The sequence below is a fragment of the Clostridium psychrophilum genome (assembly GCF_018861705.1).
GTDB lineage: Bacteria > Bacillota > Clostridia > Clostridiales > Clostridiaceae > Clostridium_AD > Clostridium_AD psychrophilum.
The window spans coordinates 47,506-63,470 of the sequence record NZ_JAHLEC010000003.1 but is presented as its reverse complement, the minus strand read 5'-3'; the positions used below and the strand labels follow the sequence as shown (position 1 = coordinate 63,470).

Genomic DNA, 15,965 nt, shown 5'->3' with positions numbered 1-15,965 from the left:
CACTAAAGTTGAAACCAAATCAAACAAATATCAGACGCTAGAAAATATCACTATTTTAAAATTAGTTAAAAAAGACGGAAATACAATTGATTGTAAAATAGATACAAATGATTTGCAAAAGGTATTGGAAAAAGGTCTTTGGTTTGCGGAATGGAATAAAGGTGCTAATAACTTCTTAGCGCAAAATTTGAGTAGTTATTATATTGAAGAAAAGAAATATAGAAGGAAACAAAGTTTACAATCATTTATTTTAGATGTTCATCCTAAAGCACCTGTAAGGCATATTAATGGAGATACTCTAGATAATAGAAGATGTAATATAGAAATATATGATCAAAATACAATTAATGATTATGAAAAATTAGATGAAAATACTGTTGCTGTAATATTAAGAGACAGATACGGTAAAGAGAAGACAAGAACTATAATAGATAAAGAAGATGTAAATAGAGTAATTAACAACAACCGTACTTGGGTTCTATTTAAGAAGGACAAAGAGCCTTATGCAATAGCAAATACTCCAGGTGGGAAAATTTATTTGAATAGATTTATAATGGGTACAACTGAAGATATGGTTACTCATCATATAAATCTTAATACATTAGACAATAGAAAAGCTAATTTAGAAAATAAAAATACTAATGTAGAAGATGTCAATGTAAGTGAAGAAACAGAAAATTAATAAAATTTTAAAAATCAGTATAGAGTAAACACTATACTGATTTTATTTTTTTGATATAGGAGTTGGAGTTATTTTAATTTGAAATTGATTTGTTTTACCCATAATATAAGCTAGTTTGATTATAGATCTCTCGTCTACTGTCATTTCTCTCTTAAACATTTTTTCCATTTGATTTATTAGCTTGGGAAAATCCGCTTTATAAGTTTGGGTATTGGACCTGTTTAACAATGTATGCTTATTTCGAATATATATATTAGGTTTCATTTTTTTACTATAAATTATTTTGAATATCTCGGCAGTATAGTAAGCATCGTTTAAAGCGTCATGAAACTTATTTTTAATAGGTATATTTAGCAATTCAGTTGCATTACTTAGCCCGATATTAATCCCTTTTTTGCAATTAAGTGAGGTTGATGCATATGATTGAATATTAATATATTCTTTGGGTACAAACAAGGCATCTAATTTATAATATTCTATATTTTGGAATAACTCTTTTATGTCAGTTGCACCCCATACGCAGAGTACACTGTTATCAGCTCCAATGAATTTTAAAAGAGCGTTATACATTTCTTTGAAAGATACACCGGCATCTAGGTCATTCATCGTAATTCCAGTAAGTTCTTTAACAAAGGGATTAAGAGCAGGATATACTTGAGGTTTTACTAAGACATTTAGAGTCTCAATCGTCTCTAAATCGTTATTTAGCTTTATAGCCCCAATTTGAATTATTTCAAAAGGACATTTGGGGTTTATTGTATTTTTAATTTCATTTGTAAAGTTGTATCCTTGGTTAAATTCTAAATCAAAAACTATATAATTCATTTAATTACCTCTAAACATATTTTATATTTCATATTATGTAGTATATCATTTAAGGCAACAAAAAACACATTCACTCTTATGCCTTAGCTATAAATAATTGAACATTGCATATAAAGTAGTCTATAATAAGTATGGTGATAATATAATATTATTTTTCAATCAATATTAGAGAAACTCTCTAATATTATTTATATTTTGAAAATTAATAATTTACATATAAATTAAAAGAAATAGATATGGCTCAGTAAATTAATTAACATATGAGAGGAAGTTATATATATGGGAAAAATATTAGTGCTTGCAGAGAAACCTTCTGTCGGTCGTGAACTTGCAAAAGTATTAAATTGTACCCAAGGTGGAAATGGGTATTTAATGGGATCAAAGTATATTGTAACCTGGGCATTAGGGCATCTTGTTACACTTGCAGATCCAGAGGCATATGATGAAAGATATAAAAGCTGGAGAATAGAAGATCTTCCTATGTTACCAAAGGATTTGAAATTGGTTGTTATTAAGGAAACGTCAAAGCAATATAAGATTGTACATGAATTGCTTAAAAGAAGTGACGTAGATGAGCTTGTTATTGCTACAGATGCTGGGCGTGAAGGCGAACTTGTTGCACGTTGGATTATTCAAAAGGCAGGATTTAGAAAGCCTTTAAAGAGGTTGTGGATTTCCTCGCAAACTGAAAAAGCAATAAAAGATGGATTTGCGAATCTTAAACCTGGTAGAGATTATGAAAACTTATTTTGGGCAGCTCAATCAAGAGCGCAAGCAGATTGGCTTATAGGACTCAACGTAACTAGAGCATTAACTTGTAAATATAATGCTCAATTATCAGCAGGAAGAGTTCAAACACCAACATTAGCGCTTATTGTTGAAAGAGAAAATGAAATAAAAAAATTCATTCCAAAGGATTATTGGACAGTAAACGGAAAGGTAAATGACTTTACAGTTCATTGGTCAAGTAAAAATGGAGACTCACGTACATTTGATAAGCAAAAGGCGGAAGATGTTGCAGCTAGGGTAAACAATCAAATGGGAACTGTAGTCGAATTAAATAAATCATCTAAAAAAGAGCTTCCACCACTTGCATATGATTTAACAGAGCTTCAAAGAGATGCAAATAGGAAGTTCGGATATTCTGCAAAGCAAACTCTTAATCAGATGCAGAGATTATATGAAAATCATAAGATATTATCTTATCCAAGAACAGATTCAAGGCATATTACTACTGATATAGTACCTACATTGATGGATAGATTAAAGAGCATAGCAATAGGACCATATGAGAAAGCTGCTAGAAACATAATAAAAGGTAGAATACATACTACAAGTAGACTTGTAGATAATAGCAAAGTGTCAGATCATCATGCTATAATTCCTACGGAGCAACATGTGGATTTATCAAGCTTAAACAAAGAAGAAAGAAATATTTATGATCTAGTCGTAAAAAGATTTTTGGAAGTATTAAGTCAGCCTTTCGAGTATGAGCAAACCACTGTAGTTATAAATGTTAAGGGTGAAAGCTTCTCGGCAAAAGGCAAAATAGTTAAATCAAAGGGTTGGAAAGAAATAAGCAGTTCAGGTGATAACCAGGAAAAGGATCAATCACTTCCACCTATTAATAAGGGGGATGCAGTTAAACTTACTGGAGTTAGGTCTGTGAATGAAAAAACAAAGCCACCTGCTAGATATAATGAAGCAACTCTACTTACTGCTATGGAGCATCCAGGAAAGAATATCGATGATAGAAGTTTAAGAGAGGCCATGGATAACACTTCAGGACTTGGAACTCCAGCAACTCGTGCTGATGTAATTGAAAAATTATTTAACACTTTCTATATGGAGAGAAAAGGTAAAGATATTCATCCAACCTCAAAGGGTATACAGTTAATTGGGTTAGTCCCACAAGAGTTAAAATCGCCTGAACTTACGGCTAAATGGGAGAAGCAACTTCAACTTATAGGCAAGGGAAAAGCTAACTCTATGAATTTTGTAAAAGATATGAGAGAATATGCATCAAAGCTTGTGAAAAACGTTGTAGCTTCTACGACGATATATAAGCATGATAATGTCGCAAGGGTAAAATGCCCCGATTGTGGTAAGTATTTGCTTGAGGTTAACGGTAAAAGGGGTAAAATGTTAGTCTGCTCGGATAGAGACTGTGGATATCGTAAGGGAGTTTCGCAGACTTCTAATGCACGTTGTCCTACTTGTCATAAAAAGATGGAGATTAGAGGCGATGGTGAAGGCAAAATATTTGTTTGCAGTTGTTGTGGTTATAGAGAAAAGCTTTCAGCCTTTACTAAACGTCGTGGGGCAGAAAAAAGTGTTTTAAATAAAAAAGATGTTAGTAGATTCTTAAATCAGCAGAATAAGAAAGATGAACCTGTTAATTCTGGAAATTCTGCTATGGCGGAGGCTTTTGCTAAGCTTAATTTAAAAAAGTAAGATAAAATATAGAAATCTTAATAAGACAAAAGATGACACTAAAGTTACAACTATAATCAATTACGACATAATATTACAAAATATCCAGCAATAAAAGATGCGAAAACCTCACTTAGATGATAACATGAGTATGCAAAGAGAAAAACTTGATTTGCATATTAAAATGAAGAAGGTGAGGTACAAAAGATGAAGAAAAATTTAAGAACATTAATATTGACTTTAGGTATTTTAGCAACAACAGGAATAGGTTCAACAGTGTATGCCCAAGATGTTAACACTGCTAATTACATTGTTAAGGGTAATACCATCAATTGCACTGCTAAGTCAGGAGAAACTATACAACAGATATGTGCTAAGTATGGGATTAAAGCTTCAAATTGTTTAGCTGTTAAATCTCAAGTCCCTTGCAAGGCAACGCCTGCAAAAGCAACACCTACAAAAGCAACACCTACAAAAGCAACGCCTGCAAAAGCAACACCTACAAAAGCAACACCTACAAAGACAGAAGCTACAAAAACAACGACTACTAAGGCAACAACAGCACCGGCTACGACAGCGAATAATAAATTAGAAAAAGAAGTAGTAACATTAGTTAATAAGGAAAGAGCAAAACAGGGACTAGCTCCATTAAAAGATAATTCACAGCTTTCAGGGGTAGCTAGAACTAAGTCTAGTGATATGGCAAAAAATAATTATTTTTCTCATACATCACCAACTTATGGTTCACCTTTTGACATGATGAAACAATTTGGCATAACATATACAGCAGCTGGTGAAAACATAGCTATGGGTCAGCAAACTGCTGCTTCAGTAATGACTTCTTGGATGAATTCTCCAGGACACAAAGCTAATATTTTAAGTAAAGATTTTACTGAAATAGGAGTTGGAGTAGCGAAAAATTCAGATGGAACTATTTATTGGACTCAACAATTCATAGGAAAATAAATAATTTAACATTAATTAATCTGTGTTTCTAGATATTGGATTTTACAATATAGAAACATAGATTTTTTTTGTTTACAAAACACCCTAAATGGATAATAATAGAAGGTGTATGTAAAAGGTTTGCATTAAGTTAACATAATATTATATAAAATTTATGTTACACTTAAATCTGTAATATTAGAAAGGATAGTGATTTGAGATGAAAGCAATTAGAAAAATTGAAAGGCAAATGAACGAGATAAAGGCGCAGGAACTCTTAAATCAATGTAAAGATGGTATGCTTTCTATATGTGAGAATGACAATTAAACTTATTTAATATCACTAAATTATGTATTTATAGCTATACATATATAAATTAAAAGGAAAAATTAAATTAATTAAAATTGAAATAGCTAGTTTTTGCAAAAAAAATTAGACTTTAAAAATATTATTGCATGTAAGATAAACTAAAATAAAATAGAACTTGTTATGGTATTTAAAGGGCTACAATAAGTTAGAAAGAGTGATTAAATGGAATTTTTAGAGAAATTAGAAAATGGAAGCACGAATATAAAAAGAATGGGAATTGTTAAAGCTCTATTTGTAATGTTTCTATCAATTTTATTGGAAGTGTTCGGACAAGTACCTGTAGAAATCACAAATTTGTTTTCAGGAAATTATGAAAAAATTGTTCCTTATGTAATTTTTGTTTTTGGAGTTTTGGTTAAATATTATGTTGTCATTATTTTAATAAAATGGCTTAGTAATGAATCAGAGGATAGTAATTTGAGTAATTATTTAAATTTAACAAGTTTTGCTTATGCAACGTTCATGATTATCGGATTTCGTATGATATTTGATAATAGTTTAAACTTGTGGATAAGTACAATATCTATGCCTCAATTTATTAATGAAGTATTTAATGGGGACACTGTATCGCCAATTATATCCATATTTAGTACCATTGTTATAGCACCTATTTATGAAGAAATTATTTTTAGAGGAATACTATTAAGGGGAATGGCAAGAAAAATAAGCCCTAATATAGCGCTTTTAGTATCTGCGTTATTGTTTGCCGTAGTACATATGAATATTGCTCAAGGTATAAATGCCTTTTTCCTAGGGATTGTTCTTGGACTTATTTATTTAAGATCAGGTTCAATTTATTTAAGCATATTTGCTCATTTTATAAACAACCTTATGGCTCTTTTGGTAACTTCATCATTTTCATCAATAGCAGTGAAATATCCTCTAGAAATTCATGGAATATTTTTAGCTATAGGAATGATATTTTTAGCTATAACTTGTTTTGGACATAACAAAAATAGAAGTAAAAATAGACTTAATATATATAAAGAATTTTTGAAAATGTGAATACTAATTGTTTAAATTAAAATTGTATAAATGAAATATATAATTTATGCATATAATAAATATTATTAATTAATCAATATTAAAAGCAAAAAAGTTGGGCAAAATTAATTATAAGTAGAAATTTATAGCTATTTCGTGAAATTTAAGAAAATTTTAAGGTAATATTAATCAATACTTAATAATAATAGAGTACAATAAATGTATTAATAAGGTTATATTAGATAGGAGTGACTATTATGCCGACTATAAATATGCTGTCATCTGCAGATAAGGTTAAAGGTCAAGGGGTAGGGTCAGCTTACTTAGAACAAGTAAATTTGGTCCAAAATGGATTAGATAAAGAATATAAAGTCGTAATAAACAAAAGAGCAAGAACTGAAATAATGCATTATCATACTATTGACTTAAAGCATTATTTAAGTATACCTTTCGCTAAAAGAAAAGGTGTAACAGTAGGTTATGTACATTTCTTGCCAGAAACTATAGAAGGAAGTATTAAGTTACCAAATTTTATTAAGAAAATTTTTTATAAATATATTATAAGTTTTTATAGAAATATGGATTACTTAGTTACGGTTAACCCTAACTTTATACCTAAACTTGAAGCATACGATATTCAAAAAAAGAAAATCACGTATATTCCCAATTATGTTTCAGATGAAAAATTTTATAATCTTTCAAATGAAGAAAAATATAATGCCAAGGAAAAATTAAAAATCGCAAAGGATGCTTTTGTTGTACTTGGAGTAGGACAAATACAAACAAGAAAAGGTGTCATTGATTTTATAAATATAGCAAAAAAACTTCCTGAGATACAATTTATTTGGGCTGGTGGGTTTTCATTTGGAAACATTACTGATGGATATAAGGAATTAAAAAAAGAAATGGATAATTCACCAAAAAATATATTATTTACAGGAATAGTTGAGAGAGATTTGATGAATGATATATATAACGTATCGGATGTTCTTTTCATGCCATCTTATAATGAGCTTTTCCCTATGTCAATATTAGAAGCAATGAATACCTATACTCCGATATTATTAAGAGATTTAGAACTTTATGAGGGTATATTATTTGATTATTATTTAAGAGAACATGACAATGAAGGTTTTGTGAAAGCTATATTAAAATTAAAGAATGATTCAAGTTATTATGATCAGGCTAAAGAAAAAGCAATAAGAGGACATAATTTCTACTCGAAAGACAGTGTACTGGGTATGTGGAAAACATTTTATAAAAAGGTATGGAGAATAAAGGGCAGGTAAATTAATGCAAGATTAAATTGGTAAAAGATATAGGAAAATTACAAATGCATATAAATGATAATCTGGATCGATTTCATGATAATATGGAGATAGTAAAATGCAATAAACGATTGTTAATTAGACCCGTTTTATATATAATATTTCAACTAACAATAATTTTTATTATCCCTTATTTTATTTATCTTAGTTTTGGTATGAGCTATGCCAACATAAAAAGCGTGATAGCTGGACAACATTTGTAATGATGTTAACAGCATTCATACCATTGCCTGGAGTAGTTGGTGAAGCAAAAGGCGCATTCTACATGTTTCTTAGCTTATTTTTTTCATCTAATAATATAATGGCTGCTATATTATTATGGAGATAAATTACATTTTGCTCATGTATAATCTTCGGCTTTTATGTGTTTATGAAAGAATAAGCAAAATAATTAATGTATATTAAATAAGAGAATTATAAAGAAAATTATAGTATTTAAAGGGGATTGATTATGAATATTGGAATTTTTACTGATGCTTATTATCCGCAAGTAAGCGGCGTAGTTACTTCAACAATGATACTAAGAAGTGAACTAATTAAACTTGGACACAATGTAACAATAGTTACAGTTACATTTCCGGATGTAGAGGAGCAGGAAGGCATTATTAGATTACCTAGTATACCATTCTTCTTTTTACCGTCTCAAAGAGTTGGAATGATATATTCACATAAAATCATGAATAAAATAAAAAAATTAGATTTAGATATTATACACACACAGACAGAATTTAGTATAGGAATATTTGGAAGAATTGTTGCGAAAAGGTTAGGTATTCCAGTGGTTCACACTTATCATACTATGTATGAGGATTATATTCATTATGTATCGCGTGGGATAATGCTTAAGCCTGCTTCTCAATTTGCAAAAAAGGTAAGTAAATTATATTGTAGAGACTGCAGTGCTATAATAGTACCTACAGTAAAGGTAAAAGAAGCATTGAAGCAATATGGTTTAAAAAGGCATATAGATGTAATACCTACAGGTGTTAATATTGAACCGTTTAAAAGAACTAACTATGATGAACAACTTATCAAAGATGAGAAGAAGTCTTATGGCATAAATGAAAATGAGCCAGTTGTATTGTTTATAGGGCGTGTTGCAAAAGAAAAAAGCATAGATGTAATTATTAATAGTATGAATAAGTTAATAAAGAAAATGCCAAATTGCAAATTGCTAATTGTAGGGGATGGACCTGAGCGTGAAAATTTAGAAGAATTAACTAATAATCTCGGGATTTCAAAATTTGTAGTATTTGCTGGGGAGAAACCTTGGGCGGACATAGGTAAATATTATCAAATGGGAGATGTATTTGTAGGTGCTTCACTAACTGAAACACAAGGGCTAACTTTTGCTGAAGCTATGGCTGCACAGATTCCTGTGGTAGCTAAATATGATAAAAATTTAGATGGTATAATTGAGGATAAAATTAATGGAAGGGTTTTCTATAAAGATGAAGAATTAGATGGAATATTATACAAGGTTTTGATGGATAAAGAAGAAAGTAAATCAATGGTAAAAAATGCTTACGATGGGATAGAACCATTATCGTCTAAGTGTTTTGGAGAAAGTGTTGAGAAAATCTATATGGAAGTTGAAAAGCAAAGCTATATGTTAGAAAATCAAAAAGTAACATAATATAATTTATAAGAAGAGAGTTGTAAAAACAATTATCTTCTTTTTATTTTAATTTTTTAAAAATATATTTATTTTATAATGTTTATTTGTTTGGTACAATTAAAGAAATGGAGTTGATTGAAATGAAAATACTATATTATGATTGTTTTTCAGGTATTAGTGGTGATATGAATTTAGGGGCATTAATAGATTTAGGTATAGATAAAGAATATTTAATAAATGAATTAGATAAGTTAAACCTAAGTGGGTATGAAATAGAAGTATCTAGAGGTATTAGAAAAGGCATTGAGGGTACTAAGGTAAATGTAGTTTTGCAAGCAATTCATCAAGAACATTCTCATTGCGATATTGAAGGTGCACATCATCATGAACATATTCATAGTCACGATGAAACAGAACATTCTCATGGGAGTGATGATCATAGTCATATTCATCATGAACATAGGAATCTTAAAGATATAAAGGAAATTATAGAGAAAAGCGATTTAAGTGATAAAGTAAAAGAACTAGGTATGAAAATGTTTATGAAGGTAGCCAGAGCTGAGGCAAAGGTTCATGGAAAACCACTAAATGAAATTCATTTTCATGAGGTAGGCGCTGTAGATTCAATTGTAGATATAGTAGGAGCTGCTATTTGTTTAAACTTTTTAGATGTTGAGAAAGTAATGAGTTCTTCTGTAGAACTTGGTGGTGGTTTTGTAAAGTGTGCACATGGACTTATACCAGTACCAGCACCTGCTACAGTTGAAATATTAAAGGGGATTCCTGTAAAACTTGGAGCTGTACCTTTTGAAACTACAACACCAACAGGGGCTGCAATTTTGGCAGCGAATGTTGATGAATTTAAAGATAACAATAATTTTATTATAAATAAGATAGGATATGGAATAGGAAATAGAGATACTGAAATTCCTAATGTTCTAAGAGTTATGTTGGTGGAGCAGGCAACCAATGAAGCAAAGCAAAAGGGCGAACTAAAAGAACAAAATAAAAATAAATATGATAATGAAATATTTGAGAATATTATTGAATGTAATATAGATGATATGAATTCAGAATTATATGAATATATTATCGACAAACTTTTTAACGAGGGAGCTTTGGATGTTTATTTAACTCCAATCATAATGAAAAAGGGAAGGCCGAGCATAAAAGTAAGTGTTTTATGTAATAGTGAAAGAATTGAAAATGTAAAAGAAATATTATTTAGAGAAACAACTACATTTGGGATAAGAAGTTTTAAAGTAAATAAGACGAAACTTGAAAGAAAATTTATTAAAGTAAATACTAGTTATGGTGAAGTTACAGTGAAAGAAGCTTACTATAAAGGTGAAAAAATAAAAAGTAAATTAGAGTATGAGGAATGCAAAAAAATAGCTCAAAGTACTGGAACTACTATAAATGATGTGTATAAGCAATTAAAGAAAGAAATATAAAATAATATGATAGATAAAAGGGTGGGAAATATATGAATTCAAATGAAACAAAAATATTTCTTAAAGCTATTAAGAATGGTGACATATCAATTGAAGATGGCATAGATAAATTAAAAGATTTTTCATATTCAGATTTAGGATTTGCAAAAATAGATAATCAGAGAGAACTCAGAGTTGGATATCCAGAGGTTATATATTGTGAAGGAAAAACAGTTGAGCAAATAAAAGACATTGTTAAATTGATGCTTACGAAAGACGTAAACATTCTTGGAACGAGGGCATCTAGAACAATGTATGAGGGTGTAAAGCAGGTATGCAAGGACGCTGAGTACAATGAACTTGCGAGGACGATTGTAATTAAGAAGAAAGAAGTAGAAAGTAGGAGTACATATATTGCATTAGTAACAGGGGGAACTTCTGATATACCAGTGGCGGAAGAGGCAGCAATAACTGCAGAAATTTTTGGAAACAAAGTTGAAAGAATTTATGATGTTGGGGTAGCGGGCATTCATAGGTTATTTGAAAACTTAGATGTTATAAGACGTGCTAGGGTAGTTATTACCGTAGCCGGAATGGAAGGTGCTTTAACAAGTGTTGTTGGAGGACTAGTGGATAAACCTGTTATAGCTGTTCCAACGAGTGTAGGATATGGAGCTAATTTTAAAGGGATTTCTGCACTACTAAGCATGCTAAATAGTTGTTCTAGTGGAGTTAGTGTCGTTAACATTGACAATGGATTTGGAGCAGGATATTTAGCAAGTATTATTAATAGGTTATAAATTTAACGACAGTTCACAAGTCGTTATACTACAGCGACCTAAGAGATTATTTAATATTAAAGAAGGCTTGCATATTAATTATGCAAGCCTTCTTTAGTCTAGGTGGATAGATTAGGAGGTAGCATTAGAATTGTATATGTGCTCATAGACTTTAAGAGTACTAAATGCAGTGTTTTGCCACGAAAAATTTTTAGCTCTTATTAAAGCTTTAGAACTAAGATCTGTTTTTAAGCTTTCATTGCTTAATAAATCACCTATGGCAATAGACATTTCCGAAATATCATATGGATTTATTAAAATCCCACTGTCGCCAACTACTTCAGGAATAGAGGTAAGCTTAGACGCTATTACAGGGGCACCACAGCTCATTGCTTCTAGAGGAGGTAGTCCAAAACCTTCATAAAGAGATGGATATATGAAAGCATCACAGCAGTTATAGAATATAGGTAAATGATCTTCGGGTACAAAACCTGTAAAAATTATATTAGATTCTATATTTAGTTTTTTCGCAAGTTTTACTAATTTTCGATCGGGATCTTTATAGTCACCCACAATTACTAAATCATATTTTTTATTTAAATCTTTATACACTTTAGAAAAGGCAGTTATAGCAGATGAGACATTCTTTCTTTCACTGAAACCTCCTAGGTATAGTATAAATGGATTTTTTAAATTATACGCTTTGTCTAGAAAATTTTTACAATGAAGCTTATCTAAAGGTATATATTTTTTATCAGCGGCCAAAGGTGTTACGAAAATTTTATTTTCATCTATTGGGAAAAATTTAAGAATATCTCTTTTTGAAAACTCGGATACGGTTATTATTCCATCCGAACCACCTATAATTAAAGGCATTTCTTTTAAAAATTTAAGCAAATAGCCTCTACCGACTGTCTCTGGCATAACGTATGGAATTAAATCATGTATAGTCACAACTTTTTTGCAACTTATTTCCTGGGAAAAACCTATACCATTTTGTGGCATATGGTATATGTCTATGTTTTCTTGTGAAATGTTTTCTGGAAAGTAGTAATCTTCAAAAAATCTTTGATGTTTTTTAGAAGTCATTACTACTTTACAGTTTTCTTTTTTTATATATTCATAATTGTTACCTGACCAAAAAACATGATAGTTATTTATAATATCTATGTTAAGTAAATTTTTAAGTACATTTTCTGTATAAGTCCCTATACCAGTTCCGCTATATAAATTGATGCCCCTAGCATCAATTGCAATCCTCATAGGTTTCACTCCTTAAAATTATTAGATAAACCCTATACTCATCAATGAAATTCATTAAAAGCACAATATATATTAATATATTATTTTAACCTAAAAAGTGTGCTATATCAGCAAATATAAATAATCACAAATTATTCGGAAATTTCATATATTGCAGTAGAACAATATTTTGGAGGTATAGATTTGGAAATCCAGGAATTAGAGGAGATAGTAAAGAATAATTATTTTCTTCGTATTAATAGTATTAAAAGAATAAAGAATGTTTGCAAAATAGATACTGAAAATGGAATGTATTGCTTGAAAATCATTAATTATGAGTTTAAGCATTTTTTATTTATTGTTGGCGTTATAGAGCATTTACAAAGTAATGGTTTTGAAAATATACCAGAAATTATTCCTACTAAATATAAAAAAAAGTATATAAGTTTTGAAAACAAGTATGCCTATCTAACACCATGGGTAGAGGCAAGGCAATGTGATTATGATAATCCAGAGGATATAAAATTATGTACAGCTAAACTGGCAGAGCTTCATAAAAAAAGTCTAAACTTTAAGGTTACCCCTAATATGAAGCCGAGAATTGCATGGCTAAAATGGATAGAAACTTTTAAAACCAGAGAAAATGAAATATTAGATTTTAAAAGAAGAATAAATGAAAAAAGTCATAAAACAGATTTTGATAATAACTATTTAAATATAATGCAGGGTGAGCTCGCAAGGAGCGACAAATCAATAGATAATCTGTGTAAAAGTGACTATATAGATAAGATGAAAGAGGAGATTAAACATAAGGGATTTTGTCATCATGATTATGCTCATCATAATGTATTGATGGAGAAAGGAGGAGCAATTAGTATTATTGATTTTGACTATTGTATTTTAGATACTCATTTACATGATTTAAGTAGTCTTTTAATAAGGAGAATGAAAAATGGCAAATGGAGTATTGAAAACGCACTATCTATAATGGATGAATATGATGTTACAAATTTAATATATAAAAGTGATATAGAGGTAATGGCAGCATTTATGGAATTCCCCCAGGAATATTGGCAAATAGGGATTCAATATTATTGGGAAAAAAAGAATTGGGGAGAAGAGTTTTTTTTAAAAAAGCTTGAAAAAATGCAAGAAGATGTAGCAGATAAACAAAATTTCATTGAAGAATTTAGAAAAATAAAATATGGGAGGTAATGTTATGGGAAAAAGTAAAAAGGATACAAGTAATGAGGATAGTGAAATAGAAATAATTGAGATGCAGGAATCATCAGTGGAAGATTATGATATGAAGGTTGATAATATGAAAGAGGAAGTTAAAAGGCTTAAAAAAATAAGAAGAAGGCAAAAGAAACTTAATGAATTAGAATTTCAACAAAGAGAAATTTTAAAGAAAATGGACAAAAATTGTAAGAAAAATAAATAATAAAGTAATAGATTTAATTTGAGGTGGTGTGAGTGGCAATAAGCATCTATAATGAATTTTCTGACTATATGGTGTTTAAAGGTATAAAAAAGGTAGATGTAATTGACTTTGGGTATAATGATATAACTGAAGAATTAATAATAAATCAATTTGGTGCTATTTATAATTTTCACAAAAAATCTTTAGGGTTTGATGGTTACCTTAGAAATAGATTAAATAACAATACAGGTAAAACAATAGAAGAATATAAAATTTCTATTAAGAAACTTAGTGGAGATATAAACAATATTAATAAATATGAACCTAAAAATGTTTACGAACAATTGATTATTAAATATGGAAATGGAGCCATTAGTAGAGGCCAAAAATGTATAAAAACTGTGTATGAATCAAATTATTTAGAGATTTTAACAAGAAGTATGAGGCGAGGGGAGATATGCCTCGGAAACACATTTTTTAAAAATATTAGGCAGAATGAAGCCATTGAAGTGGTTAGTTTTGAAAATTGTAGTTACAATATGGTGGAAATGGATTGTTTTTTTTTACTAAGTAAATTAAAGAGAAAAGGATTAAAACTTAATTTTAATAGATTAGTAGAGCAGTTTTGCTATATTGAGGAATTGGATAGGTCTAGCTTAAATTTTATTATAGCATTAATATCTTACCCTCATGAATTCATGAAATGTTGCAACAGATATAGATCAGGTAAAAGAATGTGGAATGAGGATAAGGTCCCTGAAAAAATTATAAAAGCATTAACGCAAGATGGAAATTCATTATTTTAGATTAGTTAAGTTATAATTTGAGAGGTGACAATATGTTAGATATTCGGTACAAAGATAGAGCTTATCTAAGCAAATATGACTTAGATGTAAATTTATTTAACGAATTTGATTTAGTTGTTTATGATGTTATTCCGGTAAGAAAAGTATTTATACTTAATACAGATAAAGGTGATAAGGTTTTAAAAAAAGTAAATTATAGTATAAAACAACTTGAATTTATTAATTACGGCATTGATTACATTAGAAATAATAATTTTAATAGAATTATTGAATTTGAAAAGACAAAATCTAATCTCATATATGTTCCTTGGAAAAATGACATATATTGTATAATGAGTTTAGTAGAGGGTAGAGAGTGTGAGTATAGCAACCCAGTGGATGTAATGCTTACTTCTAAAGCAATAGCAGAGATCCACAAAGCTTCACAAGGACTCATGTATGATGATACATTTAAAAATCTACTTGGGAAAAATGAGGAGAGAAATTTATGTGGTAAAATGATAGAAAATTTCAATAAAAAACTGAAGGAGCTTAAGTTTTTCAATAAAATAGCAACTTTAAATGAAAATAAAAATGAGTTTGATTATATATTTTTGCAGCATGTTAAGTATTATGAGAAAAATATAATACAAAGCTTAAATATACTTAAAGAATCAGAATATTACAATTTATGCAAAGAAAAAGAAAAAGTAGTATTTTGTCATCACGATTTGGCTCATCACAATATATTAATTAATAAGGAAAAAGTATATTTCCTAGATTTTGATTATGCAGTTATAGATTTAAAGTTGCATGACATTTGTAATTTCACGAATAAAGTTATCAAAGATTTTTGTTATGATATAGAAAAATGCCAAAGTATAATAAGCGAATATACAGCAGTAAACCATTTAGATAATAGGGAATTCAAGGTGTTATATGGAATGTTAAGTTTTCCAGAGGATTTTTACGGCATAGCTCGCGATTATTACACAAGAAAAAAACAGTGGAGTGAAGAAATATTTTTAAGTAGATTAAAAAAGAAGGTAGAATATAAAAAAGATAGAGAAGAGTTTTTGAAATCATTTAAAAATTATTATAACTGTTAAATTAATAAG

15 protein-coding genes are annotated in these 15,965 nt (G+C 29.4%); 13 read left to right on the top strand and 2 right to left on the bottom strand.

The window, feature by feature from the left end; all coding sequences use genetic code 11:
• Positions 1–112: 112 nt before the first annotated feature.
• Positions 113–682, top strand: a complete 570-nt coding sequence (locus tag KPL38_RS01855; protein WP_246577764.1) for a hypothetical protein — start codon at positions 113–115, stop codon at positions 680–682.
• A gap of 42 nt (positions 683–724) precedes the next feature.
• Here the strand turns inward: KPL38_RS01855 and KPL38_RS01850 are convergent, their stop codons facing one another.
• Complete coding sequence (locus KPL38_RS01850) at positions 725–1,507, bottom strand: 3'-5' exonuclease (RefSeq protein ID WP_216286157.1); 783 nt, start codon at positions 1,505–1,507, stop codon at positions 725–727.
• Between the two features lie 279 nt (positions 1,508–1,786).
• Here KPL38_RS01850 and KPL38_RS01845 point away from each other — a divergent pair, with 279 nt between their 5' ends.
• The 8 genes from KPL38_RS01845 (at position 1,787) to larB (ending at position 11,418) form a co-directional block, all read left to right on the top strand.
• Positions 1,787–3,961: a DNA topoisomerase III gene (locus tag KPL38_RS01845; protein WP_216286156.1), complete on the top strand. Its 2,175-nt coding sequence runs from the start codon at positions 1,787–1,789 to the stop codon at positions 3,959–3,961.
• A gap of 186 nt (positions 3,962–4,147) precedes the next feature.
• Complete coding sequence (locus KPL38_RS01840; RefSeq protein ID WP_216286153.1) at positions 4,148–4,906, top strand: CAP domain-containing protein; 759 nt, start codon at positions 4,148–4,150, stop codon at positions 4,904–4,906.
• A gap of 511 nt (positions 4,907–5,417) precedes the next feature.
• Complete coding sequence (locus tag KPL38_RS01835) at positions 5,418–6,260, top strand: CPBP family intramembrane glutamic endopeptidase (protein WP_216286151.1); 843 nt, start codon at positions 5,418–5,420, stop codon at positions 6,258–6,260.
• A 236-nt stretch (positions 6,261–6,496) separates the two neighbouring features.
• Positions 6,497–7,528, top strand: a complete 1,032-nt coding sequence (locus KPL38_RS01830) for a glycosyltransferase family 4 protein (RefSeq protein ID WP_216286149.1) — start codon at positions 6,497–6,499, stop codon at positions 7,526–7,528.
• 241 nt (positions 7,529–7,769) lie between these two features.
• A complete protein-coding gene (locus KPL38_RS19925) occupies positions 7,770–7,895 on the top strand; it encodes a hypothetical protein (protein WP_281419312.1) in 126 nt (41 codons plus the stop codon).
• 123 nt (positions 7,896–8,018) lie between these two features.
• Positions 8,019–9,203: a glycosyltransferase family 4 protein gene (locus tag KPL38_RS01825; RefSeq protein WP_216286147.1), complete on the top strand. Its 1,185-nt coding sequence runs from the start codon at positions 8,019–8,021 to the stop codon at positions 9,201–9,203.
• A gap of 122 nt (positions 9,204–9,325) precedes the next feature.
• The gene (gene larC / locus KPL38_RS01820) at positions 9,326–10,639 is read left to right on the top strand and encodes a nickel pincer cofactor biosynthesis protein LarC (RefSeq protein WP_216286145.1); all 1,314 of its coding nucleotides are present in this window, start codon (positions 9,326–9,328) and stop codon (positions 10,637–10,639) included.
• 32 nt (positions 10,640–10,671) lie between these two features.
• A complete protein-coding gene (gene larB, locus KPL38_RS01815; protein ID WP_216286143.1) occupies positions 10,672–11,418 on the top strand; it encodes a nickel pincer cofactor biosynthesis protein LarB in 747 nt (248 codons plus the stop codon).
• 111 nt (positions 11,419–11,529) lie between these two features.
• On the opposite strand, the gene KPL38_RS01810 is transcribed toward larB, so the two are convergent.
• Positions 11,530–12,660, bottom strand: coding sequence for a glycosyltransferase family 4 protein (locus KPL38_RS01810; RefSeq protein WP_216286141.1), 1,131 nt, complete (start codon positions 12,658–12,660; stop codon positions 11,530–11,532).
• Between the two features lie 183 nt (positions 12,661–12,843).
• On the opposite strand from KPL38_RS01810, the gene KPL38_RS01805 reads away from it, so the two are divergent.
• From KPL38_RS01805 to KPL38_RS01790, 4 genes are read left to right on the top strand one after another with little or no spacing between them, the layout of a single operon-like run.
• A complete protein-coding gene (locus tag KPL38_RS01805; protein ID WP_216286138.1) occupies positions 12,844–13,854 on the top strand; it encodes a CotS family spore coat protein in 1,011 nt (336 codons plus the stop codon).
• A 4-nt stretch (positions 13,855–13,858) separates the two neighbouring features.
• Positions 13,859–14,083: a hypothetical protein gene (locus KPL38_RS01800; RefSeq protein ID WP_216286254.1), complete on the top strand. Its 225-nt coding sequence runs from the start codon at positions 13,859–13,861 to the stop codon at positions 14,081–14,083.
• Between the two features lie 32 nt (positions 14,084–14,115).
• Complete coding sequence (locus tag KPL38_RS01795) at positions 14,116–14,868, top strand: protein kinase family protein (protein WP_216286136.1); 753 nt, start codon at positions 14,116–14,118, stop codon at positions 14,866–14,868.
• Between the two features lie 32 nt (positions 14,869–14,900).
• Entirely contained in the window at positions 14,901–15,956 is a 1,056-nt protein-coding gene (locus tag KPL38_RS01790; protein WP_216286134.1) for a CotS family spore coat protein, read from the top strand.
• Positions 15,957–15,965 lie beyond the last annotated feature (9 nt).

What these genes read in the sequence shown, in the direction of transcription:
- KPL38_RS01800 (WP_216286254.1), top strand. Translation starts at nt 13,859, where the DNA reads ATGGGAAAAAGTAAAAAGGATACAAGTAATGAGGATAGTGAAATAGAA.
- KPL38_RS01845 (WP_216286156.1), top strand. Translation starts at nt 1,787, where the DNA reads ATGGGAAAAATATTAGTGCTTGCAGAGAAACCTTCTGTCGGTCGTGAA.
- KPL38_RS01850 (WP_216286157.1), bottom strand. Translation starts at nt 1,507, where the DNA reads ATGAATTATATAGTTTTTGATTTAGAATTTAACCAAGGATACAACTTT.
- larB (WP_216286143.1), top strand. Translation starts at nt 10,672, where the DNA reads ATGAATTCAAATGAAACAAAAATATTTCTTAAAGCTATTAAGAATGGT.
- KPL38_RS01835 (WP_216286151.1), top strand. Translation starts at nt 5,418, where the DNA reads ATGGAATTTTTAGAGAAATTAGAAAATGGAAGCACGAATATAAAAAGA.
- KPL38_RS01825 (WP_216286147.1), top strand. Translation starts at nt 8,019, where the DNA reads ATGAATATTGGAATTTTTACTGATGCTTATTATCCGCAAGTAAGCGGC.
- KPL38_RS01840 (WP_216286153.1), top strand. Translation starts at nt 4,148, where the DNA reads ATGAAGAAAAATTTAAGAACATTAATATTGACTTTAGGTATTTTAGCA.
- KPL38_RS19925 (WP_281419312.1), top strand. Translation starts at nt 7,770, where the DNA reads ATGATGTTAACAGCATTCATACCATTGCCTGGAGTAGTTGGTGAAGCA.
- larC (WP_216286145.1), top strand. Translation starts at nt 9,326, where the DNA reads ATGAAAATACTATATTATGATTGTTTTTCAGGTATTAGTGGTGATATG.
- KPL38_RS01810 (WP_216286141.1), bottom strand. Translation starts at nt 12,660, where the DNA reads ATGAGGATTGCAATTGATGCTAGGGGCATCAATTTATATAGCGGAACT.
- KPL38_RS01830 (WP_216286149.1), top strand. Translation starts at nt 6,497, where the DNA reads ATGCCGACTATAAATATGCTGTCATCTGCAGATAAGGTTAAAGGTCAA.
- KPL38_RS01790 (WP_216286134.1), top strand. Translation starts at nt 14,901, where the DNA reads ATGTTAGATATTCGGTACAAAGATAGAGCTTATCTAAGCAAATATGAC.